The organism is Bradyrhizobium sp. 613_E4_N2_2, from assembly GCF_052075995.1.
GTDB classification, from domain to species: Bacteria; Pseudomonadota; Alphaproteobacteria; order Rhizobiales; family Xanthobacteraceae; genus Bradyrhizobium; species Bradyrhizobium barranii.
The window spans coordinates 8,399,847-8,421,328 of sequence record NZ_CP197234.1 but is presented as its reverse complement, the minus strand read 5'-3'; the positions used below and the strand labels follow the sequence as shown (position 1 = coordinate 8,421,328).

Annotated in this window: 25 protein-coding genes; 20 read left to right on the top strand and 5 right to left on the bottom strand. The window is 65.1% G+C overall.

What is annotated here, in order from left to right:
• Positions 1-27 precede the first annotated feature (27 nt).
• The 4 genes from phnD (at position 28) to AB7290_RS40025 (ending at position 3,930) form a co-directional block, all read left to right on the top strand.
• Entirely contained in the window at positions 28-963 is a 936-nt protein-coding gene (gene phnD / locus AB7290_RS40040) for a phosphonate ABC transporter substrate-binding protein (protein WP_063979768.1), read from the top strand.
• Positions 964-1,039: 76 nt separating this feature from the next.
• Complete coding sequence (phnE, locus tag AB7290_RS40035; RefSeq protein WP_085400048.1) at positions 1,040-1,924, top strand: phosphonate ABC transporter, permease protein PhnE; 885 nt, start codon at positions 1,040-1,042, stop codon at positions 1,922-1,924.
• Positions 1,921-2,769 carry a phosphonate ABC transporter, permease protein PhnE gene (phnE, locus tag AB7290_RS40030; protein WP_085400050.1) on the top strand — a complete coding sequence of 283 codons (849 nt, stop codon included), beginning with the start codon at positions 1,921-1,923 and terminating at the stop codon, positions 2,767-2,769. Before phnE (AB7290_RS40035) ends, phnE (AB7290_RS40030) begins: the two co-directional genes overlap by 4 nt.
• Positions 2,770-2,970: 201 nt before the next feature.
• Complete coding sequence (locus tag AB7290_RS40025) at positions 2,971-3,930, top strand: IS5 family transposase (RefSeq protein WP_085398127.1); 960 nt, start codon at positions 2,971-2,973, stop codon at positions 3,928-3,930.
• Positions 3,931-4,064: 134 nt separating this feature from the next.
• Here AB7290_RS40025 and phnF read toward each other — a convergent pair whose 3' ends face one another.
• Positions 4,065-4,796: a phosphonate metabolism transcriptional regulator PhnF gene (gene phnF, locus AB7290_RS40020; protein WP_071909231.1), complete on the bottom strand. Its 732-nt coding sequence runs from the start codon at positions 4,794-4,796 to the stop codon at positions 4,065-4,067.
• A gap of 120 nt (positions 4,797-4,916) precedes the next feature.
• On the opposite strand from phnF, the gene phnG reads away from it, so the two are divergent.
• From phnG to AB7290_RS39975, 9 genes are read left to right on the top strand one after another with little or no spacing between them, the layout of a single operon-like run.
• Positions 4,917-5,381, top strand: coding sequence for a phosphonate C-P lyase system protein PhnG (gene phnG, locus AB7290_RS40015; RefSeq protein ID WP_085400868.1), 465 nt, complete (start codon positions 4,917-4,919; stop codon positions 5,379-5,381).
• Between the two features lie 4 nt (positions 5,382-5,385).
• Positions 5,386-5,994, top strand: coding sequence for a phosphonate C-P lyase system protein PhnH (gene phnH, locus AB7290_RS40010; protein WP_085400870.1), 609 nt, complete (start codon positions 5,386-5,388; stop codon positions 5,992-5,994).
• A gap of 4 nt (positions 5,995-5,998) precedes the next feature.
• Positions 5,999-7,102, top strand: coding sequence for a carbon-phosphorus lyase complex subunit PhnI (locus AB7290_RS40005; protein WP_085400872.1), 1,104 nt, complete (start codon positions 5,999-6,001; stop codon positions 7,100-7,102).
• Positions 7,099-7,989: an alpha-D-ribose 1-methylphosphonate 5-phosphate C-P-lyase PhnJ gene (locus tag AB7290_RS40000; protein ID WP_085400873.1), complete on the top strand. Its 891-nt coding sequence runs from the start codon at positions 7,099-7,101 to the stop codon at positions 7,987-7,989. The genes AB7290_RS40005 and AB7290_RS40000 overlap by 4 nt, the downstream gene beginning before the upstream one ends.
• A 7-nt stretch (positions 7,990-7,996) precedes the next feature.
• Complete coding sequence (phnK, locus tag AB7290_RS39995) at positions 7,997-8,794, top strand: phosphonate C-P lyase system protein PhnK (RefSeq protein WP_085400875.1); 798 nt, start codon at positions 7,997-7,999, stop codon at positions 8,792-8,794.
• Between the two features lie 22 nt (positions 8,795-8,816).
• Positions 8,817-9,515 carry a phosphonate C-P lyase system protein PhnL gene (gene phnL / locus AB7290_RS39990; protein ID WP_085400877.1) on the top strand — a complete coding sequence of 233 codons (699 nt, stop codon included), beginning with the start codon at positions 8,817-8,819 and terminating at the stop codon, positions 9,513-9,515.
• Between the two features lie 11 nt (positions 9,516-9,526).
• Positions 9,527-10,684 (top strand): alpha-D-ribose 1-methylphosphonate 5-triphosphate diphosphatase, encoded by a 1,158-nt coding sequence (locus AB7290_RS39985; protein ID WP_085400972.1) that lies wholly within the window; start codon positions 9,527-9,529, stop codon positions 10,682-10,684.
• Positions 10,681-11,277, top strand: coding sequence for a phosphonate metabolism protein/1,5-bisphosphokinase (PRPP-forming) PhnN (gene phnN / locus AB7290_RS39980; RefSeq protein WP_085400879.1), 597 nt, complete (start codon positions 10,681-10,683; stop codon positions 11,275-11,277). Before AB7290_RS39985 ends, phnN begins: the two co-directional genes overlap by 4 nt.
• A 22-nt stretch (positions 11,278-11,299) precedes the next feature.
• Positions 11,300-11,911, top strand: a complete 612-nt coding sequence (locus tag AB7290_RS39975) for a pyridoxamine 5'-phosphate oxidase family protein (protein WP_071909237.1) — start codon at positions 11,300-11,302, stop codon at positions 11,909-11,911.
• A 285-nt stretch (positions 11,912-12,196) separates the two neighbouring features.
• On the opposite strand, the gene AB7290_RS39970 is transcribed toward AB7290_RS39975, so the two are convergent.
• A complete protein-coding gene (locus AB7290_RS39970; protein WP_085400974.1) occupies positions 12,197-12,928 on the bottom strand; it encodes an SDR family NAD(P)-dependent oxidoreductase in 732 nt (243 codons plus the stop codon).
• 392 nt (positions 12,929-13,320) lie between these two features.
• On the opposite strand from AB7290_RS39970, the gene AB7290_RS39965 reads away from it, so the two are divergent.
• Entirely contained in the window at positions 13,321-13,542 is a 222-nt protein-coding gene (locus AB7290_RS39965) for a hypothetical protein (protein WP_085400880.1), read from the top strand.
• A gap of 22 nt (positions 13,543-13,564) precedes the next feature.
• Complete coding sequence (locus AB7290_RS39960; RefSeq protein WP_085400882.1) at positions 13,565-14,518, top strand: aliphatic sulfonate ABC transporter substrate-binding protein; 954 nt, start codon at positions 13,565-13,567, stop codon at positions 14,516-14,518.
• A 134-nt stretch (positions 14,519-14,652) separates the two neighbouring features.
• On the opposite strand, the gene AB7290_RS39955 is transcribed toward AB7290_RS39960, so the two are convergent.
• From AB7290_RS39955 to AB7290_RS39945, 3 genes are all read right to left on the bottom strand, one after another.
• Entirely contained in the window at positions 14,653-15,435 is a 783-nt protein-coding gene (locus AB7290_RS39955) for an alpha/beta fold hydrolase (protein ID WP_085400883.1), read from the bottom strand.
• A gap of 4 nt (positions 15,436-15,439) precedes the next feature.
• Complete coding sequence (locus AB7290_RS39950) at positions 15,440-16,735, bottom strand: O-acetylhomoserine aminocarboxypropyltransferase (protein WP_085400885.1); 1,296 nt, start codon at positions 16,733-16,735, stop codon at positions 15,440-15,442.
• Between the two features lie 81 nt (positions 16,736-16,816).
• Positions 16,817-17,617: an IclR family transcriptional regulator gene (locus AB7290_RS39945; protein WP_085400886.1), complete on the bottom strand. Its 801-nt coding sequence runs from the start codon at positions 17,615-17,617 to the stop codon at positions 16,817-16,819.
• Between the two features lie 129 nt (positions 17,618-17,746).
• Here AB7290_RS39945 and AB7290_RS39940 point away from each other — a divergent pair, with 129 nt between their 5' ends.
• The 5 genes from AB7290_RS39940 to AB7290_RS39920 are packed head-to-tail and all read left to right on the top strand — an operon-like array spanning position 17,747 to position 21,474.
• Entirely contained in the window at positions 17,747-18,712 is a 966-nt protein-coding gene (locus AB7290_RS39940; RefSeq protein WP_085400888.1) for a Bug family tripartite tricarboxylate transporter substrate binding protein, read from the top strand.
• Positions 18,713-18,715: 3 nt separating this feature from the next.
• Positions 18,716-19,333 carry a flavin reductase family protein gene (locus AB7290_RS39935; RefSeq protein WP_085400890.1) on the top strand — a complete coding sequence of 206 codons (618 nt, stop codon included), beginning with the start codon at positions 18,716-18,718 and terminating at the stop codon, positions 19,331-19,333.
• A gap of 55 nt (positions 19,334-19,388) precedes the next feature.
• Entirely contained in the window at positions 19,389-20,249 is an 861-nt protein-coding gene (locus AB7290_RS39930) for a fumarylacetoacetate hydrolase family protein (protein WP_441254382.1), read from the top strand.
• Between the two features lie 3 nt (positions 20,250-20,252).
• A complete protein-coding gene (gene hpaH, locus AB7290_RS39925) occupies positions 20,253-21,056 on the top strand; it encodes a 2-oxo-hept-4-ene-1,7-dioate hydratase (RefSeq protein WP_085400894.1) in 804 nt (267 codons plus the stop codon).
• A 25-nt stretch (positions 21,057-21,081) separates the two neighbouring features.
• A complete protein-coding gene (locus AB7290_RS39920) occupies positions 21,082-21,474 on the top strand; it encodes a RidA family protein (RefSeq protein WP_028159133.1) in 393 nt (130 codons plus the stop codon).
• Positions 21,475-21,482: the final 8 nt, after the last annotated feature.

Sequence of the window (21,482 nt, the reverse complement as noted above, 5' to 3'; positions counted from 1 at the left end):
CCGACCCCAACCGATGAAGAGGGTATCATGATCACTCGCAGACTGGTTCTTGCCGGCGCCGCCGCGCTCGCGTTCACGACTTCGGCCTCCGCCGACGACTGGAAAGCCAAATATCCCGAACTGACCTTCGCGGTCATTCCGGCGGAAAACGCCTCGGGCGTGACCGAGCGCTGGGCGCCGTTCATGAACTATCTCTCCAAGGAATTGGGCGTGAAGGTCACGCTGCGCATCGCCAACGACTACGCCGCCGTCATCGAGGGCCAGCGCGCCGGCAACATCCATATCGCCAGCTACGGCTCGGCGTCGTTCGCCCGCGCCCGTCTGACCGGCGTCAAGACCGATGCCTTCGCCAACGACATCAACGCCGACGGTTCGACCGGCTACTACTCGGTGTTCTTCGTCAAGGCGAGCAGCCCCTACAAGAGCGTCGACCAGCTCAAGGGCAAGAACCTCGGCCTCGTCGACCCGAACTCGACCTCCGGCAACAATGTGCCGCGCTTCGAGCTCGACAAGATGGGCATCACGGATGCCGACACCTATTTCAGCAAGGTCGTCTTCACCGGTAGCCACGAGAACGCGATCCTGGCGCTGGCGCAGGGCACGGTCGACGTTGCGGCCAACCAGTGGACCAGCGATGACGATTCCACGCTGGCGCAGATGCTGACCAAGGGCATGCTGAAGAATGCCGACGGCTCGCCGATGAAGAAGGACGATTTCCGCATCATCCACAAGTCGGCGCCGATCATCAACGGCCCCTACGCCTACAATTCCGACCTGCCGGAAGATGCCAAGGCGGCGATCGCCAAGGCGTTCTTCGACGCGCCGGCCAAGGACAAGGCGGCCTTCGATCGCCTCCAGGACGGCCAGAAGAAGGGTTTCCATCCCGCCACCACCAAGGACTGGGATGGCACGATCGAGCTGATCAAGTTCGTCGATGCACTGCGTAAGAAGAAGGCGTCCTGAGTTTCGGGACGATAGCACTGGAGCCGGGTCGATGGACCCGGCTCTTTCTCTTTGATCGACCACCTTCCCTGGCCAGATGACCGTCGCGGTTTCGATCCTCCCCGAGCAGCAGCTCGCCGTGCTGAACGCGGCCTATCGCCAGGCGGTCGCGCGCAAGCGGCTCCGACTCCTGTTGGGGCTGGTGATCTTTGCCGCAGCGCTATTTCTTGCCGCGATCGGCGCGGAAGTGAACCTGCGCACCTTCTTCGCCCATTTCGGCAATTTCATCAGCTATTTCGACCGCATTCTCACGCTCGAGAGCGGCCAGCGGGTCTGGACCGATGCCGGCGAATGGCTGTGGGGCTGGCGCAAATGGCTGAAGATGCTGGGCGAGACGTTGCTGATCTCCTATGTCGGCACGCTGATCGGCGCGACCTTGGCCTTCGCCTTGAATTTCTTCGCGGCTGAGAACACCTCACCGTTGCCCTGGCTGCGCTTCGTGGTGCGCCGCCTGCTCGAATTCGCCCGCACCGTGCCGGGCATCGTCTTCGCGCTGATCTTCGTGATCGCCTTCGGCCTCGGGCCGATGGCCGGCGTGCTCGCGATCGCGATCCACTCCACCGGCGCGCTCGGCAAGTTGTTCTCCGAGATCGTTGAGAATGCCGACATGAAGCCGGTTGAAGGCATCCGCTCGACCGGCGCGAGCTGGCTCTCCTGCATGCGCTTCGCCGTGGTGCCGCAGGTGACCGCGGGCTATGCCAGCTATGCGCTGCTGCGCTTCGAGATCAACGTCCGCGAGGCCTCGGTCATGGGCTTCGTCGGTGCCGGCGGCATCGGCCAGGAGCTCGTCGTCGCCATCCGCAAGTTCTATTACTCCGACGTCAGTGCCATCCTGCTCACCATCATCATCACGGTCTTCATCATCGACATCAGCACGGGCTGGCTGCGCGGCCGTCTGTTCGGCAAGGAGGCGCGGACGTGACGAGACCGCAGGAGGTCGACACGCGAGAGCTTCGCGCACGCTACCCCGATGTGTTCGACCGCCCCGCCTCGGCGCGGCTCGCGATGCCGGCGATGATCGTCGCGGCGTTTGCGATTCTGGTCTACGGCCTCGTCGATCTCGACTTCTCGCCGTCGCGATTCTTTGCAGGGCTGAGCCAGCTCGGCTGGATCAGCCTGATGATGATCCCGCCCGATCCTGGTTCCTCGCTGCCGGTCTATCTGAAGGCGCTGGGCGAGACGCTGTCGATCGCGCTGCTCGGCACGACGCTGGCGGCGGTGTTCGCGCTTCCGGTCAGCCTGCTGGCCGCGCGCAACGTCATACCCTCGCAGATCCTGCGTTTTCCGGTTCGCCGCTTCCTGGATTCGATCCGCGGCGTGGACACCCTGATCTGGGCGCTGGTCTGGATCAATGTCGTCGGCCTCGGCCCGTTCGCCGGTGTGCTGGCGATTGCCGTGTCGGATTTCGGTGCGTTCGGAAAACTGTTCTCGGAGGCGATCGAAGGCGCCGACCAGAAGCAGGTCGAAGGCGTCCGCGCCTCCGGCGGCAGTGCTTTGCACGAAATCCGCTTCGGCCTGCTGCCGCAGGTGCTGCCCGTGATCGCCGGCCAGGTGCTCTATTTCATCGAATCCAACACGCGCTCGGCAACGATCATCGGCATCGTCGGCGCCGGCGGCATCGGCCTCCAGCTCGCCGAGCAGATCCGCGTGCTGGAATGGCAGCGGGTGTCGTTCCTGATCCTGATGATTCTGGTCGCCGTCGCCGCGATCGATTTCATCTCGAGCAAGTTGCGGTTTGCGATCATTGGGCGCAGGGCGGTGGCGTAGCTTTCTTCCTTCTCCCCTTGTGGGAGAAGGTGGCGCGAAGCGCCGGATGAGGGGTCTGCCTCCTCAAACTCAGATCGGTGTTTGCAGAGACATACCCCTCACCCGTCTCGTCGCTTCGCGACGAGCCACCCTCTCCCACAAGGGGCCTGTTGCGTAATTCGTCAATTGTGATTCCCTAGGGCAAAGCCTTGGAGGGTAGCGATGGCGGTCAAGCGGACGGGACAGCCGAGCTTTGTGGAAGCGCTGATGCCGAAGGGAGCCGGCGCCAATGCGGCGCTGGATCGGCTGGCTGGCCTGGTCAAGTGGTACCGGTTCGAGAAGCTGATCGGCCATTTGCGGGATGAAGGGGGGCCCGGTCGACCAGGCTATCCGGTGCTGGTGCTGTTTCGTGCTGTGCTGTTGCAGTCGCTGTATGGTCTTTCGGAGCGCGAACTCGAGGAAGCGCTGGGCGACCGGTTGTCGTTCAAGCGCTTCGTCGGTTTGAGCCTTGAGGATGCGACGCCCGACCACACGGTCCTGAACCGCTTCCGGAACCAGCTCGTTGAACAAGGCCTGCTGGAGAAGCTGTTTGGCGAACTGGATCGTCAGCTTGAGAATGCCGGCGTGATCCTCAAGCGCGGCACGATGCTGGATGCGACCTTGATCCAGGCAGTCTCGGCTCCGCCCAAGGAGGATCGCCCCTCAAACGATCCTGATGCCCGGTTTGCCAAACGGCAGGGCAAAAGCGGCTCGACCTTCGGCTACAAGGCCCATGTCGGTGTCGACGAAGGATCCGGCTTGATCCGCGCGGTGTTGACCACACCCGCTAACGTCAACGATACGACACCGGCGGACGCTTTGATCCGCGGCGATGAAGCCGTGGTCTGGGCCGATGCGGCTTACGACACCCATGCCCGACGGGCCCGGCTGAAGGCGGAAGGCAAGAAGCCCCGCATCGCTCGTCGGCCCAACAGACATCACCCGGAACTGCCGCCCAGGCTCAAACGCTACAACCTCCTCATCGCGCGTCGACGAGCCCAGGTCGAGACCACCTTCGCTACTCTCAAACGCCGCATGCGGCTGACCTGCATCCGCTACGTCGGTCTGATCAAGGCGACCGGGCAAGTCCTGCTCGCCTCGATCGCCTTCAACATGAGGCGGTGGGCCACGATCGCCGCGTGAGCTGCCCGCTCAGGGCGACAACTACAGATCTTGCCAGGCAATTGCCGGGACCAGGGCACTCGCTCCTGACGTCTTCAGCCTCAAGAGCCGATAACGCAACAGGCCCACAAGGGGAGAGGGGAAGAGAGCGCCGCTCACCCGTTCTCCACCAGAAACTCCACCCGCTCCGCCGCGAACCGCGAATGCTTCGTCACCAGCGGCTTGCCGGCGAGATCGTGGTCGGTCGCGTCGACCACCAGGATCGGCCGTCCCAGCGGCAGATCGAGCCGCGCGGCATCGGTTGCGTCCACGATGCCGGCGGTGATCCGGGTCGCGCCGCGACTGTAGTCGCGGACGCCGTAGTGCTCGAGCAGTTTCGTCATCGAGCGCGTCGCGGCGAATACCTCACCCGCGCCCGGGAACAATTCCGCTGACAGCCAGGTGGTGGAGACGCAGATCGGCGTGCGGTCGGCGAGGCGGATCGCCTCGATTCGCACCAGCGGTGCGCCGGCCTTCAATCCCAGTTCGCGCGCGAGTTCGCGGGTTGCGACGTCGCCGGACGCTTCGATCAGCCGGCCATGCGGTTCGCGGCCATCGGCGCCGACGATCTCGGAGAAGCGGGTGCGCGAGCGCAAGGGATAAGCGAGGCGCTGCGCCTCGACATAGGTTCCGCTGCCGCGTTCGGCGCGCACGATGCCGCGCTCGGCAAGCGCGGCCAGCGCGCGCCGCACGGTGTGGCGGTTCACCCGATAGGTTTCGGCGATCTCCATCTCGCCCGGCAGCTTGTCGCCGGCGGCAAAGCGGCCGTCGGCGATGCCGCGCTCGATGCCGTCGGCAACGAGGCGCCACAGCGCGACGCCCGAAGAGGCTGTGTCCTGCATGCTCATGTCGCCGAGAAGCCTACTTCAGAAATCACACGTTTGTCACGAAACAGTCATGGCGCTTCCGTATCAAGTTGTCTATTATCATAGACAACTTGGATTCGGCAAGTTCTGCAGAAAAGTTCGGTGGATTTGGTGACCCAGCACAACAACCAGCAAGTCCAGCGCAAGGCCGCGATGGCCGTGCTGGCGCACGCGGAGGCGGGCGAGATCGCCGCTCGCCTCCGCGCTCTCGCCCTGCCGGCGCATCAGGAGCTACGCGCGCCGGAAAACGGTCTCGTCATGCTGCGCGGCCGGGTCGGCGGCGACGGCGCGCCGTTCAATGTCGGTGAAGCCACGGTGTCTCGCGCAGCGGTCCGGCTCGCGAGCGGCGAGGTCGGCTTCGGCTACACGCTGGGGCGCGATGGCGAAAAGGCGCGGCTGATCGCGCTGTGCGACGCACTGGCGCAGTCCAGTGATTTCGGCGAGGCGGTGGAGCGTGACGTTATCGCGCCGTTGCGCGAGCAGCTTATGATCCAGCGCAAGCAGGCGGCCGCCGAGACCGCTGCGACGAAGGTTGATTTCTACACCATGGTGCGCGGTGAGGGGTGAGGCCATGACCACGATTGCGGAACTACCGCCGGGTTTCGTCGACAAGGTTCTGTCGGCCCAATCGACCTTTCGTTCGGTGATGGACGCGATGGCGCGGCCGGGCACGGTCCAGCGCATTGTGCCGATGGCGGGATCGCCCGGCCCGATGATGCGCGGCACCGCCGCGATCGCGCTGACGCTGTTCGATCACGACACGCCGCTCTGGCTCGATGCAAGGATGGCGGAGAGATCGGACGTGGTGAAATGGCTCAAGTTCCACACCGGCGCGCCGGTGGTGCAGGACTCTTCGATTGCGAGTTTCGCGCTGATCAGCGACGGCGCCTTGCTTCCGGCGCTCGAACGCTTCGCGCTCGGCACCAACGAATATCCGGATCGCTCGACCACAGTGATCCTTCAGGTCGAGAGCCTGGATTCGGGGCGCAGCTTCGAATTGCGTGGCCCCGGCATCGACGGTGTCGCGACGCTTCAGGCCTCGATCAGGCCTTTCGACCTGTTCGAACGGCTGCAGTTCAACGAGGCGCTGTTTCCGCGCGGCATCGATTTGGTGCTGGTCGCCGATGATGCCGTGGTTGCGATCCCGCGCACCACGCGTGTCGTGAACAAGGGAAGCTAGTCGCATGTATGTCGCAGTCAAAGGCGGCGAGCGCGCCATCGAGAACGCCCATCGCCTGCTCGCCAATGCGCGGCGTGGCGACCAGAGCGTTTCCGAGGTCACGCTGGATCAGATCTCGGAGCAGCTTGGCCTCGCCGTGGACCGCGTCATGAGCGAAGGGTCGCTCTATGACCGCGAGCTCGCGGCGCTCGCGATCAAGCAGGCGCGCGGGGACCTGATCGAGGCGATCTTCCTGGTCCGCGCCTTCCGCGCCACCCTGCCGCGCTTCGGCGCCAGCGAGCCGGTCGAGACCGGCGCGATGCGGGTGCAGCGGCGGGTGTCGGCGACCTTCAAGGACATTCCCGGCGGCCAGATCCTCGGGCCGACCTTCGACTACACGCATCGTCTGCTCGATCCCTCGCTTGGCCAGGGCTTTGTGCCTGAAGTGCCGGCGACGGCCGAAGCTTCGACGGCGCCCACGCCGCGTGTGACCGACATTCTGGGCCGCGACGGGCTGATCGAGTCCTCTCCGCGGGCCGAAGACGGCGCCAGCGTCGGCGATCTCACGCGCGAACCGCTGAACTTCCCGGCCGATCGCGACCTGCGCCTGCAAAACCTCGCGCGCGGTGACGAAGGCTTTCTGCTGGCGATGGGTTATTCCACCCAGCGTGGTTACGGCCGTAACCATCCCTTCGTCGGCGAGATCCGCTTCGGCGAGGTCGAGGTCGAATTTTTCGCGGAAGACGTCGGCTTCGCGGTGCCGCTCGGCTCCATCGAGCTCACCGAGTGCCAGATGGTCAACCAGTTCAAGGGTTCGGCGACGGAAGCGCCGTGCTTCACCCGCGGCTATGGTCTTGCCTTCGGCCAGAGCGAGCGCAAGACCATGTCGATGGCGCTGGTCGACCGGGCGCTGCGTGCCCGCGAGCTCGGCGAAGAGGCCGTAGCCCCGGCGCAAGATGAAGAATTCGTGATGTCGCATTCGGACAACGTCCAGGCGACCGGCTTCGTCGAGCATCTGAAGCTGCCGCATTATGTCGACTTCCAGTCCGAGCTCGGCCTCCTTCGCAAGCTGCGCAAGGAATTTGCCGAGGCCAATGCGCCCGACGCCATGAAGGAGGCCGCGGAATGAACGCGCCCGCCTACAATTTCGCCTATCTCGACGAGCAGACCAAGCGGATGATCCGCCGCGCGATCCTCAAGGCGATTGCTATTCCGGGTTATCAGGTGCCGTTCGCCAGCCGTGAAATGCCGATGCCCTATGGCTGGGGCACCGGCGGCGTGCAGGTGACCGCGGCGATCCTGGGGCCGCAGGATGTGCTGAAGGTGATCGACCAGGGTTCCGACGACACGACGAATGCGATCTCGATCCGCAAATTCTTCGCCAAGACCGCCGGCGTCGCCACGACCACGGCAACAGAAGATGCGACCGTGATCCAGACCCGTCACCGCATCCCGGAGACCGCGCTGCACGCGAACCAGGTGCTGGTCTATCAGGTGCCGATCCCGGAGCCGTTGCGTTTCCTCGAACCGCGCGAGACCGAGACGCGGCGCATGCATGCGCTGGCCGAATACGGCCTGATGCATGTGAAGCTCTACGAGGACATCGCCCGCTTCGGCCACATCGCCACCGCCTACGCCTATCCGGTGAAGGTGAACGCGCGCTACGTGATGGACCCGTCGCCGACGCCGAAATTCGACAATCCCAAGATGGACAATTGCCCGGCGCTGCAATTGTTCGGCGCCGGTCGCGAGAAGCGCATCTATGCGATCCCGCCCTATACGCAGGTGGTGTCGCTCGATTTCGAGGATCACCCGTTCGAGCCGTACCGCTTCAACGCGCCCTGCGCGCTGTGCGCGGCCGAGAATTCCTATCTCGACGAGATCGTCACCGACGACAAGGGCGGGCGCATGTTCGTGTGCTCGGACACCGACTATTGCGAGGGCCGCCAGGCCGCCGGCCATCACGGCAGCCTCAGCGCCGCGCCGTACAAGGACAAGGCGGGCTCACATGGCTGATCAAGACATGGCTGATCTCGATAAGCTCGAAAACGACCAGCCGCTGCTGGTCGCAGAATCCCTCAGCAAATCCTATGGCCGCATCGCCGCGTGCCGCGACGTGTCGTTCTCGCTCTACCCCGGCGAGGTGCTGGCGATCGTCGGCGAGTCCGGCTCGGGCAAGTCGACGCTGCTGCAAATGCTGTCGGGCCAGCTCGCGCCGAGCGCCGGCCAGGTGTCGTACCGGATGCGTGACGGCGTCACCCGCGATCTCACGAGCCTTGGCGAAGCCGAGCGACGCTTCCTGTTCCGCACCGACTGGGGCTATGTCCACCAGGATCCCGCGCAGGGCCTGCGCATGGCGGTCTCGGCCGGCGCCAATGTCGGCGAGCGGCTGATGGCGGTGGGCTGGAATCACTACGGCCGCATTCGCGATACCGCGTCGGACTGGCTCACCCGCGTCGAGATCGACATCGCGCGCATCGACGATGCACCGCGCACCTATTCCGGCGGCATGCGCCAGCGTCTCCAGATCGCGCGCAACCTCGTCACCGAGCCGCGGCTGGTGTTCATGGACGAGCCGACCGGCGGTCTGGACGTGTCTGTCCAGGCGCGCCTGCTCGACCTCGTGCGCAGCCTCGTCGCGGAGCTGCACCTCGCCGTCATCATCGTCACCCACGATCTCGCGGTCGCGCGACTGCTGTCGCATCGCGTGATGGTGATGAAGGGCGGCCGTGTCATCGAGACCGGTCTCACCGACCAGGTGCTCGATGACCCCCGCGAGCCCTATACCCAGCTCCTCGTCTCCTCGATTTTGCCGCCATAAGCCTTCCAAGATGAGTTTTCCGATGACCGCCATGATCGACATCGCCGCCGCGAAAAAGACCTTTACGATGCACCTGCAGGGCGGCATCGAATTGCCTGTCGTCAGCGGCGTGACCTTCCACGTCAACCCGGGCGAATGCGTCGTGCTCTCAGGCCCGTCCGGGGCCGGCAAGTCGTCGATCCTGAAGATGATCTTTGGCAACTACCGCTGCGACTCCGGCCGCATCGGCATCCGCCACCGCGGCGCGGTGGTCGATCTCGCCACCGCCGAGCCGCGGCAGGTCCTCAACATCCGCCGCTCCACCATCGGCTACGTCAGCCAGTTTTTGCGGGCGGTGCCGCGTGTTGCGACCATCGACGTCGTCGCGGAGCCACTGATCGTGAACGGCACGGCCCGCGCCGACGCACAGGCCCGCGCCGGCGAGTTGCTGCACCGCCTCAACATTCCTGAAAGACTCTGGCAGTTGCCGCCCGCGACTTTCTCCGGCGGCGAGCAGCAGCGCGTCAACATCGCGCGCGGCTTCATCTCGGAGCTGCCGATCCTGCTGCTGGACGAGCCGACCGCCTCGCTCGATGCCGCCAACCGCGCCGTCGTGGTCGATCTGGTCGCGGAGAAGAAGTGCCAGGGCGTCGCCATGGTCGCCATTGTCCACGACGACGAAATCCGCCATTTGATTGCCGACCGTATTGTTGACGTCACCAGCTTTGCCGCCGCCGCCTGAAGGAAATGGAAATGAACGCCAAGCCGAAGGACACAGTGATCGCCAACGCCAGGATCGTGCTGGCTGACCGGGTGATCGAGCAGGGCTGGCTCGCTCTCGCGGATGGACGCATCGCCGAGATCGGCGAGGGCAGGGCGCCTGCGGGCGCCGAGGATGCCGGCGGCGACCTCATCATGCCCGGCCTGATCGAGCTCCACACCGACCACCTCGAAGCGCATTACGTGCCGCGCCCAAAGGTGTTCTGGAACCCGGTCGCTGCCGTCATCTCCTATGACGGCCAGCTCGCGACGTCAGGCATCACCACCGTGTTCGACTCGCTCCGGGTCTGGCGCGAGGACGGCGCCGAGGAAGTCGATGGCCGCGCCGGCGTGCTCGCCGCCGCCATCACGACCGCCCGCGATGCCGACCTGCTGCGCGCCGACCACTTCCTGCATCTGCGCTGCGAAATCCCGATGCCGAGCGTGGTGGAGGAGGCCAAGGAGCTGATCGATCGTCCCGACGTCAAGCTGATGTCGCTGATGGACCACACGCCCGGCCAGCGCCAGTTCCGCGACGAGGTCAAGCTGCGCGACTATTATCGCGGCAAGGGCGGCGGCAAGACCGATGCCGAGCTCGACGAGCTGTTCGCGAAGCGCTTCGAGTATCAGAAGCTCTATGCCGCGACCAACATGCGCGAGATCGTGTCGCTGGCGCACAAATACAACATTCCGCTGGCGAGCCACGACGACACCACCGAGGAGAACGTCGTGGACGCCGTGCGCGATCGCGTCTCGGTGGCGGAGTTCCCGACGACGCTGGAGGCCGCGCGCGGCCTGCATCAGGCCGGCATCGACATCCTGATGGGTGCGCCGAACGTCGTGCGCGGCGGCTCGCACTCCGGCAACATCGCCGCGGTCGATCTCGCCCGCGAGGGCCTGCTCGACATCCTGTCGTCGGACTACATCCCGTCCAGCCTCCTGATGGCCGCGCTGCAATTGCCGGAGCATGTGCCCGCGATCAGCCTGCCGGCGGCGGTTCGTACCGTGACGAAGGCGCCGGCCGAGGCGGTTGGCCTTTTGGATCGTGGCGAGGTCGCGATCGGCAAGCGCGCTGACCTGATCCGCGTGCATGTCGCAGGCGACGTTCCCGTGGTCCGCAGCGTCTGGCGCGAAGGAAACCGCGTCGCATGAGCGAGACCGCGACCATGGCACACGATGAGGCCAGCGGGATCGGACCCGGGCGGCTCGTGCTCGTGGTCGGTCCCAGCGGTGCCGGCAAGGACACGCTGTTGCGGCTCGCACAGGCGGCCTGCGTCGACGATCGCGACATCGTCTTTCCGCGCCGTGTCGTGACGCGCGAATCTTCCGAAACCGAAGACAACATGGCGATGAGCCAGGACGAATTCCGCCGCGCGCGCGAGCACGGCGATTTCGCCGTGCACTGGGAAGCACACGGTCATTCCTACGCTCTTCCGCTCGAAATCAATGATGGCATCCTCGCCGGCCGGGCCGTCGTCGCCAATGTCTCGCGCACGGTGATCGGCGCGCTCCGCCAGGCCTATACCAACGTCGTCGTGGTCGCGATCACGGCGCCGCCTGACGTGCTGGCGCAGCGGCTTGCTGCCCGGGCCCGGCACAGCGACGGCAATATCGCGGATCGCCTCGCGCGCAGCGTCGACGACGCATCGGCCAATGCCGATGTCACCATCCTCAACGCGGGCAGCGCGGACTATCACAGCCGCCAGCTCGTGCGTGTGATCAGGAACGAAGGCTGGCACGAATAGCCGGCGCAACAAGGAGAACGGAATGTCGGTGATTGAAACGGTCGAACAGCTGGAGGCCATCTACGGTGCCGTTGGTGATGCCTCGACCGTGAAAGTCGCCGACCACGTTACCCCGCTCTACCGCATCTTCATCGAGAAGGCGCCGTTTGCCGCGCTCGCCACCATCGGGCCGGAAGGGATCGACTGCTCGCCGCGGGGCGATCTCCCCGGCTTCGTTCGCATCCATGATCCGAAGACGCTGATGCTGCCGGATCGCCGCGGCAACAACCGGGTCGACTCCTTGCGCAACATCGTGCGCGATCCCAGGGTGTCGCTGATGTTCCTGATCCCCGGTTCCGGCAATGCGGTGCGGGCCAACGGCCGCGCTTGTCTCTCCGTCGATCCCGAGCTGCTCGCCTCGTTCAAGGTCGAGGGCAAGGCGCCGCGCAGCGTCATGGTGATGAATGTGGACGAAATCTATTTCCAGTGCGCCCGCGCCATCGTCCGCTCCGACCTCTGGAATCCCGACAAGCGGATCGATCCGAAGACGCTGCCGACGCCCGGCCAGATTCTCGCCGAGATGAGCGAGAACAAGGTCGGCGGCGCGGAGTACGACCGCATCTGGCCGGAGCGCGCTGCGGCGACGATGTGGTAGCTCTCTCTTACCCTCTCCCCCTTGTGGGAGAGGGTGGATCGCCGCGAAGCGGCGAGACGGGTGAGGGGTATCTCTCCTCACGAAAAGGAGCCGTAGGGTGGGCAAAGGCGCACTTGCGCCGTGCCCACCACCCATCCAACACCGCGATAGAAATGGTGGGCACGCTCCGCTTTGCCCACCCTACGGCTCACGAAGAGCGGTGCGCGCCGAGAGATACCCCTCATCCGGCGCTTCGCGCCACCTTCTCCCGCAAGGGGAGAAGGAAAGGCGGCACCATCTTCGCTCCTAGTTAAACGCCATCCCGCCACTCAGCGCGATGGTCTGCCCGGTCATGTAGGCATTGTCGACCAGCAGCATCACGGTTTTCGCCACCTCATCGGCCGTGCCGAAGCGGCCGAGCGGGATGCGGCTGACGAGCTGGGGCTGGCCGCTCATCATGTCGGTCTCGATCAGTGACGGAGCTACCGCGTTGACGGTGATGCCTTCCTTCACCAACCGCGCCGCATAACCGCGCGTAAGGCCCTCCATGCCGGCCTTGGATGCATTGTAGTGCGGGCCGATCGAGCCGGCACCGCGCGCCGCGCCCGAGGAGATGTTGACGATGCGGCCCCATTTCTGTGCGCGCATCGACGGCAGCACCGCCTGCGTGCACAGGAAGACTGATTTCAGGTTGACCAGGATGGTACGGTCGAAATCGTCCTCGGTGAGATCGTCAACGCCGCGCGTGATGGCGATGCCGGCATTGTTGACGAGGATGTCGATCGGTCCGAGCCCGGCCGTGACGCGCTCGACCATTGTAGCCACGGCGTCGCGCTGCGAGACGTCGGCGGCAGCGACAATGGCGCGTCCGCCTTGCTTGCCGATTTCGCCTGCCAGCTTTTCGGCTTGCCCGATCTGCTCCCGGCAGTTGATCGCCACCGCCGCGCCTGATGCGGCCAGGGCGCGACAGACGGCTGCGCCAATCCCGCGCGAGCCACCGGTGACGAGCGCGGTGCGCCCCTTCAGATCATCCGCCATGTCCGGATCTCCCAAATTGTCTGCTTTGACGTCGCGCGAGCGTACCATGCCCGCCGCCCGCGCCTGTTGAACTCATTGCGAGATGAATCCGTCTGTCGGTGCTTGCACCGGGAGAAGCGCGCCAGCGCGCTCGTGCCAAATATGGATAGCCATTTCATTGACCGAACGCGCCAATCGCTCAATATTCGCAGCATCGAAACTGCTCCTCGGGCTTGATGTCGCGATATGAGAACCGATCACCAGCGTAATCCCAGCGACATGCACGCGTGCATGACGCGGCGCTGTTTCTCGGCGGCAACCGGCGCCTGTTGTTGTTGCTGATCGCCTCCTAGCAACCTCCCACAGCACAAATCCCACGACAGGAACGCCGAGATTCCGGCGAACGAGCAGTCATGTCCCAAATCCAGTCCAACGCCTACATCATTGAAATCCAAGACCGCGCCGCCGGCATCATCACAAGAGATGAGCGCGGCTTCCGCTTTTTCTCCTCCGAGCGCCTGTTCGACAGCCTCGAAGGCCGCCAGTTCCGCTCGGCGCGCGAGGCCGAACGAGCCGCGCGTGCGGTGTTTTCGGAGCGGAGCCGCCGTGCCAATTCCCCACTCTTCGCCAACTGAACCTGACGCAAAGGACCGCAACATGATTGCACGACGACATATCCTGACCGCAGCGCTTCTCCTCGCAACCGCCCTGGCCGCACCCGCACGCGCCGAGGAAAAGCCGGCGGAAATCCGCATCGGCACCCAGAAGGGCGGCTTCTTCCCGGCGGTGCGCCAGCGTCAAACGCTCGAAAACGCCTTCAGGCCGCTCGGCATCGAAGTCAGATGGATCGACTTCCAGTTCGGTCCGCCGCTGCTGGAGGCCATCAACGTCGGCAGCGTCGATTTCGGCTTCGTCGGCGACACGCCGCCGATCTTCGCGCAAGCCGGCGGCGCAAAAATAAAATATGTCGCGGCCGTGAAGTCCGAGGGCGACAACCAGGCGATCATCGTGCCGAAGGATTCAGCCATCAAGACGCTCGCCGATCTCAAAGGCAAGCGCGTCGCCTTCGGCAAGGGATCGAGCGCGCACAATCTCCTGGTCGCCTCGCTCGAAAAGGCCGGCCTGTCCTGGTCCGACATCACGCCCGCGCCGCTCGCGCCGGCCGATGCGACGGCGGCCTTCGTGAAAGGCTCGGTCGACGCCTGGTCGATCTGGGATCCCTATCTCGCGCTCGCTGAATTGAAGGAGAACGCCCGCGTTCTCGTCTTCGACAAGGACGTGCACAAGCCGAACGCCTACTACATCGCCAACACCGACTTCGTCGAGAAATATCCGTCGCTGGTCGCGAAGCTCAACACGACCTTCGCCTCCGAAGGCAAGTGGGCGGAGCAGCATCACGAGGAGGTCGCAAAGGCGCAGGCCGAGGCGACCGGCGTCGACATCGAAGCTGTCAGGCGCTTCGTCAACCGCTCCGTCTACAGCGTGGTGCCGCTCGACGCGGAGGTGATCAGGACGCAGCAGGCCGTCGCCGACCGTTTTGCAAAGCTCGGCCTGATCCCGAAGCCGGTCAACGTCTCCGACATCGTCTGGAAGTGGACGCCGGGTTCGTAAGATGAGGCTAGGAAGACGTCGTCATGCCCGGGCTTGTCCCGGGCATCCACGTTCTTCGTCCCGAATAGCTAGACGTGGATGGCCGGGACAAGCCCGGCCATGACGCCCGTGGAGGCTGTCTTCTATCTAAACCCTCAGCCCCTCAACGCCGTCAGCAATTCATCCGGGCGCTCTGCCATGATCATGTGGCCCGCGCCCGGCACCACGACGGTCTTCGCATGCGGGATCGCCGCGGCGAGCGCCTTGCCCGCCTTCGCCGGTGTCATCATGTCGCGTTCGCCGAGGATGAGCGTCGTCGCCACCTTGACGCTCGCGGCAGCAGTCAGCGCATTCGCGTAAGCATTGCAGGCCGACAAATCCCTGAACAGCACGCCCGGCTCGCAAGACTTCAGCACCGCCTGTGCGCCGCCATGCATCCACAGGCCCGGCGCGAGGCTGCCGCCGAGCTCGGCGTTGAAGCCGAGGCCCCAGATCGACACCATGTCGTTGGCATCCTGCGAGTTGGCCTCGGCCGCTTTCAGCAGATCCGGGCCGACTGACATGGTCGCGGCGGTGCCGATCAGGCTCAGCGCGGACACCTTGTCGGGGTGACGCGCCGCCGTCTCCAGCGAGATCAGCGATCCCATGGAATGGCCGATCAGGTGCGCCTTAGCCACGCCGGCCGCGGCGAGCAATGCCGCCGTCCAGTCCGCCATCTCGGCGATCGTTGACAGCGAAGGTCCGGCCGAGCGGCCGTGGCCGGGCAGGTCGGGCGCCAGCACGGAAAATCCGTGATGGGCGAACCAGCGCGTATGCAGCGCCCAGGTCGAGTGATCGAAGCCGGCGCCGTGGATGAACGCGACCGCGGGCAGGGACTTGTCGAACTCGCGGCCGCCGTTTGCGACAAACACCTCGGCGCCGTTGACAGTGAGCTTCATGGTGTCAGACCTTTTGCGAGATGCGCAGCGCCTGCGCAAGATCGTCGATGATGTCGCTTGCCGTCTCGATGCCGACCGACAGCCGCACCAGCTCTTCGCCGATGCCGGCGGCCTTGAGCTGTTCGGCATCCATCTGCTGATGCGTGGTCGAGGCCGGGTGGATCACCAGTGTCTTGGCGTCGCCGACATTGGCGAGGTGGCTGATCATGCGCAGCGACTCGATGAATTTTCGGCCGGCGGGTCGCCCGCCCTTGATGCCGAAGGAGACGATCGAGCCTGCGCCGCGCGGCAGCAATTGCTTTGCAAGCTGGTAGTCCGTGTGATCCTCCAGCGAAGGATGTAGCACCCAATCGACGGCCTTGTTCGACTTCAGCGCCTCCAGCACCAGATGTGTGTTCTGGATATGCCGGTCCATGCGCACGCCGAGCGTCTCCACGCCCTGCAAGAGCTGGAAGGCGTTGGTCGGGGACAAGCAGGCGCCGAAATCGCGCAGGCCCTCGGTGCGCGCGCGCATGATGAAGGCGCTCGTGCCGAACTGTTCGTCGAAAACGATGCCGTGATAACCGCCATAGGGCTCGGTCAGCACGCCGAACTTTCCGGAGCTACGCCAGTCGAACCGGCCGCCGTCGACGATGGCGCCGCCGATCGCGATGCCGTGGCCGCCGATCCATTTGGTTGCCGAATGCATTACGATGTCGGCGCCTAACTCGATGGGACGGCTGAGATAGGGCGTGGCAAACGTATTGTCGATCAGCAGCGGAATCTTTGCCTCATGCGCGATCGCCGCGACCTTCGGAATGTCCAGCACCTCGAGCCCGGGATTGCCGATGGTCTCGCCGATCACGAGCCGGGTGTTCGGCCTGATCGCCGCACGGAACGCGTCGAGATCGCGCGGCTTGACGAAGGTCGTGGTGATGCCGAAACGCGGCAGCGTGTGCGCCAGCAAATTGATGGTGCCGCCATAGAGCGAGCTCGACGCCACGATATGGTCGCCGGCATTCAAAAGCGTCGCGATGGCCAGATGCAGCGCGGCCATGCCGCTTGCGGTGCAGATCGCGCCGACGCCGCCTTCGAGCGCCGCGAGCCGCTCTTCCAGCACACCGGTGGTCGGATTGGAGATGCGCGTATAGATGTGGCCGGCGCGCTCCAGATTGAACAGCGCGGCGGCGTGGTCGGAATCCTGGAACACATAGGACGTGGTCTGGTAGATCGGCACCGCGCGGGCGCCGGTCGCGGGATCCGGATGCTGTCCCGCGTGCAGGCTCAGGGTCTCGAAGGCTGGCGGTTTCGGCGCGGGCATGCGTGGCCTCGTTGGTCGGTCGGCGGAGGCGGCCGTTGTGCCACAAAATGGTGCGCGAAGTCAGCCCATTGACAGCGCCGCCTAACCCCGGATCGCCTGCTCGATCGTGCGCGCCTCCCGCAGCAGGATCTCCACGACTTCCTGCTCGCGGCGGGGGCCGAGCCTCGTCCGAACGGCGGAGACCGTCATCGCTGCGGCCGGCTGTCCGTCCGGGGTCTTGATCCAGGTGGAGATCGATTTCGTGCCCTGCACGAGGCCGATCTCCCGCATGCCATACCCCAGCCGTCTCGCGGCGGTGACCTGGCCGAGCACCGTCGCGACGTCGGTCCGGTAGGCCCCGAATCGCTTCTCGTTGGCCGCGACGATTTTTCGCGCGTCCTGCGCCGGCATCGCGGCGAGGATGGCGACGCCTGCGCTAGAGACGCCGAGCGGCCGGCGCGCGCCGACCTCGATCGACAGCACCTGGATCGGATAGATGCCGATCCTGCGATCGACGCACAGCGTGTCGTTGCCGGTCCGCACCGTCAGGAACAGCGTGTCGCCGATCTCGGTGGAGGCACGCCGCAGCGACGGATTTGCCGCGACCAGCAGCCGCGACGGCCGCGGGCGCGCAAGTGCGAGCTCCGGCACCTGGTTGCCGATCGCGTAGCGGCCGGTTCGCTCGTAACGTTCGACGATGCCTTCCTCGATCAGCACGTGGACGATGCGATGCACCGTCGGGCGGGTGAGGCCGGTCGCGCGCACGACCTCGGCCAGTGGCACGCCGTCTTCGCGGCCTGCGGCAAGAATACGCAGCACCGCGAGGGCGCGCCGGATCGCCTGCGCGCCCTGTCGCGGCTCTGCCGTTCCGCGGGCGGATGTTGCGGAGTTTGTCTTGTCCATATTATGGACAAGAACGCCACAATTCACTCGACAGGTAAAGCGCTCATCTGGAGATTGCGCCGCGATCGAGCGCCATGCGCGACGTCACGGCATTCGATATGGAATTGGAAGCGCCGCCGGGAGGTTAACATGAGATTAATCTGGATTGCCATAGCTGCCGCAGCCGCGATGCTGGCGGGACCCGCATCGGGCCAGCAATGGCCGGCGCGCAGCGTCAAGCTGATCGTGCCCTATCCGGCCGGCGGTAATGTCGACAGCGCCGCGCGCATCGTCGCCGACAAGCTCCAGGAAAAGCTCGGCCAGCCCTTCATCATCGAGAACAAGGCCGGCGCCGGCGGCATGATCGCGGGCGAAGCCTTCGCGAAATCGGCGCCCGACGGTTACACGCTGTTCGTCGGTGCCAACGGTCCGGTGCTGTTCGCGACTGAGATCAACAAGCGCGAGGCCTATAACTGGAAGAAGGATTTTCTTCCGATCTCGACGATCTCGATGACGCCGCTGGTGCTCGAAGTGCACCCGTCCGTGCAGGCCACGACGTTCAAGGAATTCATCGAGCTCGCCAAGCGCGAGCCCGGCAAGCTGACCATGGCCTCGCCCGGCCCCGGCACCACCAACCATCTGCTCAGCGAGCTGATGCAGTCGAGCCTCGATCTGCAATGGGTCACCGCGCATTACCGCGGCAACGCGCCGGCGATCAACGATCTCCTGGGCGGACAGGTGCAGTTCGCATTCGACCAGCTCACGGTCAGCCTCCAGCACATCAAGGCCGGCCTGTTCCGCGCGCTCGCCGTCACCAGCCCGCATCGCCTGAAGTCGCTGCCTGACGTGCCGACCTTCGCCGAGCTCGGCTACAAGGATTTCGACGGCCAGACCTTTACGGGCCTGTTCGCGCCTGCCGGCACGCCGGCGCCGATCGTCGACAAACTTCACGAGACGCTGGTTGCGATCCTGAAAGATCCCGGTGTGATCGACAAGTTCGAGAAGCTTGGCGGCGAATCCACCCCGATGACGCCGGACGAGTTCAAGGCCTATCTCGCGCGCGAGGACGCCAAGTGGATTCCGGTCGTGCGCAAGGCCAACATCAAGGCTGACTGATCGATGCGGATCGACCCCACCGAGCTCGGCGCGGAGCGCATCTACCGGCTGATGACCGGCATCGTGGTGCCGCGCCCGATCGCGTGGGTCACGAGCCTGTCGCGCTCCGGCGTGCTCAACCTCGCCCCCTTCAGCGCCTTCACCTTCGTCTCGCAGAAGCCGCCGATGCTGGCCATCAGCGTCGGCCGCAAGGGCGCTGACTACAAGGACACCGCGCACAACATCCTCGACACCGAGGAATACGTGATCCACATAGCCGATACCCCGCTGATGTCTGCGGTGCACGACAGCTCCGTCGAGCATCCGCCTGAAATCAGCGAGGTCGAGCATCTCGGGCTGGAGACGCTGCCGTGCGAGCGGATCAAGGTGTCGCGGCTTGCGGCAGCACCGGTGGCGATGGAATGTCGCTTCCGGCAGTGCCTCGAATTCGGCGATGCCCGCAGCCGGCCGATCGTCGGCGAGGTCGTGATGTTCCACATCCGCGACGGCCTCGTGAACGACGGCAAGGTCGAGACCGCGGCGCTCGACCCGATCGCGCGCATCGGCGGCCCGCGCTACGCCCGCCTCGGCGAGATCGTGACGCTGAACACTGTCTTCCAGACGCCCAAATCCAAAGACTGAGCGCGCGGCCCATCGCGCGGGCCCTCGTGCCTGAAGACCATTGGAGAACACGACAATGCGACTCGTAAGCTATCTCTTGGACGGAGAGCCGCGCTATGGCGCGGCGGTGGATGGCGGCGTCGTCGATCTGACCAGGCGGATCGGCCGCGACTTCTCCCACGTGAAAGCGCTGATCGCGGCCAACGCGCTCGCGGACGCGAAGGAAGCGGTGGCCGGACAAAAACCCGACCACGCGCTGGAAAGCCTCGTCCTGCTTCCGCCGGTGCTGGCGCCGGAAAAGCTCTGGTGCATCGGCGTCAACTACGCCGAGCGCAATGCCGAGTATAAAGACAGTTCGGACCTGCCTAAATATCCCAGCCTGTTCGTGCGCAGCATGTCGTCGATGACGGGCTCCGGCCGGCCGATCGAGAAGCCGCATGTGTCCGACCAGCTCGACTATGAAGGCGAGCTCGTCATCGTGATCGGCCGGGGCGGCCGTCACATCCCGCGCGAACAGGCCTTCGCCCACATCTTCGGCATGACCCTGTGCAATGAGGGCACGATCCGCGACTGGCTGCGCCACGGCAAGTTCAACGTCACCCAGGGCAAGAATTTCGATCGCTCCGGCAGCATCGGGCCGTGGATCGTCACGTCTGACGAGCTCGATCCGCGCGGGCCTCATGACATCATCACGCGCGTCAACGGCGAGGTGCGGCAGCAGGACACGACCGAGCGGCTGATGTTCCCGTTCGATTTCCTAATCTCCTATCTCTCCACCTTTGCCACCCTGAAGCCCGGCGACATGATCGTAACAGGCACGCCGACGGGCGCGGGCGCGCGTTTCGATCCGCCGCGCTGGCTGAGGGTGGGCGACGTCGTCGAGGTCGAGTCTACTGGCATCGGCGTGCTGCGCAACACCGTCGCCGCGGAGCAGTAAGCCATGCTTGATACCGCCACGATCGAACGCCTGGCCGCGCGCCTGGATGAGGCCGAGCGCAGCAAGACGCTGATCCCGATGTTCTCGAAGGAATATCCCGACTTCGCCATCGAGGATGCCTACGCCATCCAGCGCGCCTGGACGAAACTTCAGCTCGGCCGCGGCCGCGTCATCAAGGGACACAAGATCGGCCTGACCTCGAAGGCGATGCAGAACGCGGTCGGCATCTCCGAGCCCGATTACGGCGTGCTGTTCGCCGACATGTTCTATGCCGACGCCACGCCCATTCCGTTCGACCGCTTTCACGCGCCGCGCATCGAGGTCGAGCTCGCCTTCGTGCTGAAGGCGCCGCTGCGCGGACCTGACTGCACCATCTTCGACGTGCTCAACGCCACCGACTACGTCACGCCTGCGCTCGAAATCCTGGAGACGCGCATGCATCGCGTCGATCCCGAGACCGGCAAAACGCGGAAGGTCATGGACACGATCTCGGACAACGCGGCCAATGCCGCGCTGGTGCTTGGCGGCCGCCCGTTCCGTCCCATGGACGCGGACCTGCGCTGGATCGGCGCGCTGCTGTTCCGCAATGGTGAGGTCGAGGAGACCGGGCTTGCCGCCGGCGTGCTCAATCATCCCGCCAATGGCATCGCCTGGCTCGCCAACCGCCTTGCGCCGCATGACGAATATCTTGCGGCCGGCGAGGTGGTGCTGGCGGGATCGTTCACCCGTCCCGTCGACATCCGCCGCGGCGACACGTTCCATGCCGACTATGGCGCGTTCGGCTCGGTGTCGTGCCAGTTCGTCTAAACCAATAAGAGAGAGGGAGCGCACCATGACGGGTCAAACGCGGCGCAAGAGCATCCACATCGGCGGCTTCAAGCACGCCAACCCGATTCCCAACGCCTGCCGCATCGGCAATCTCGTGATGTCCGGTGTCATCCTCGGCCGTGATGCGGCCGGCGTGATGCCTGCGAGCCTGGACGCGCAATGCGCCAACATGTTCGCGCATATGAAGGCGACGGTGGAAGCCGCCGGCGGCACCACGGACGACATCATCAAGATGACGGTGTGGCTGAAGGACCGTACGCAGCGCGGCCCGGTCAATGTCGAGTGGCTGAAAATGTTTCCGGACGAGCATTCGCGCCCGGCGCGCCACGCGCTGCCGATGGACAATATGGACGGCGGCGCACTGGTACAGTGCGACTTCACCGCCGTGATCGACTGAAGGAGCAT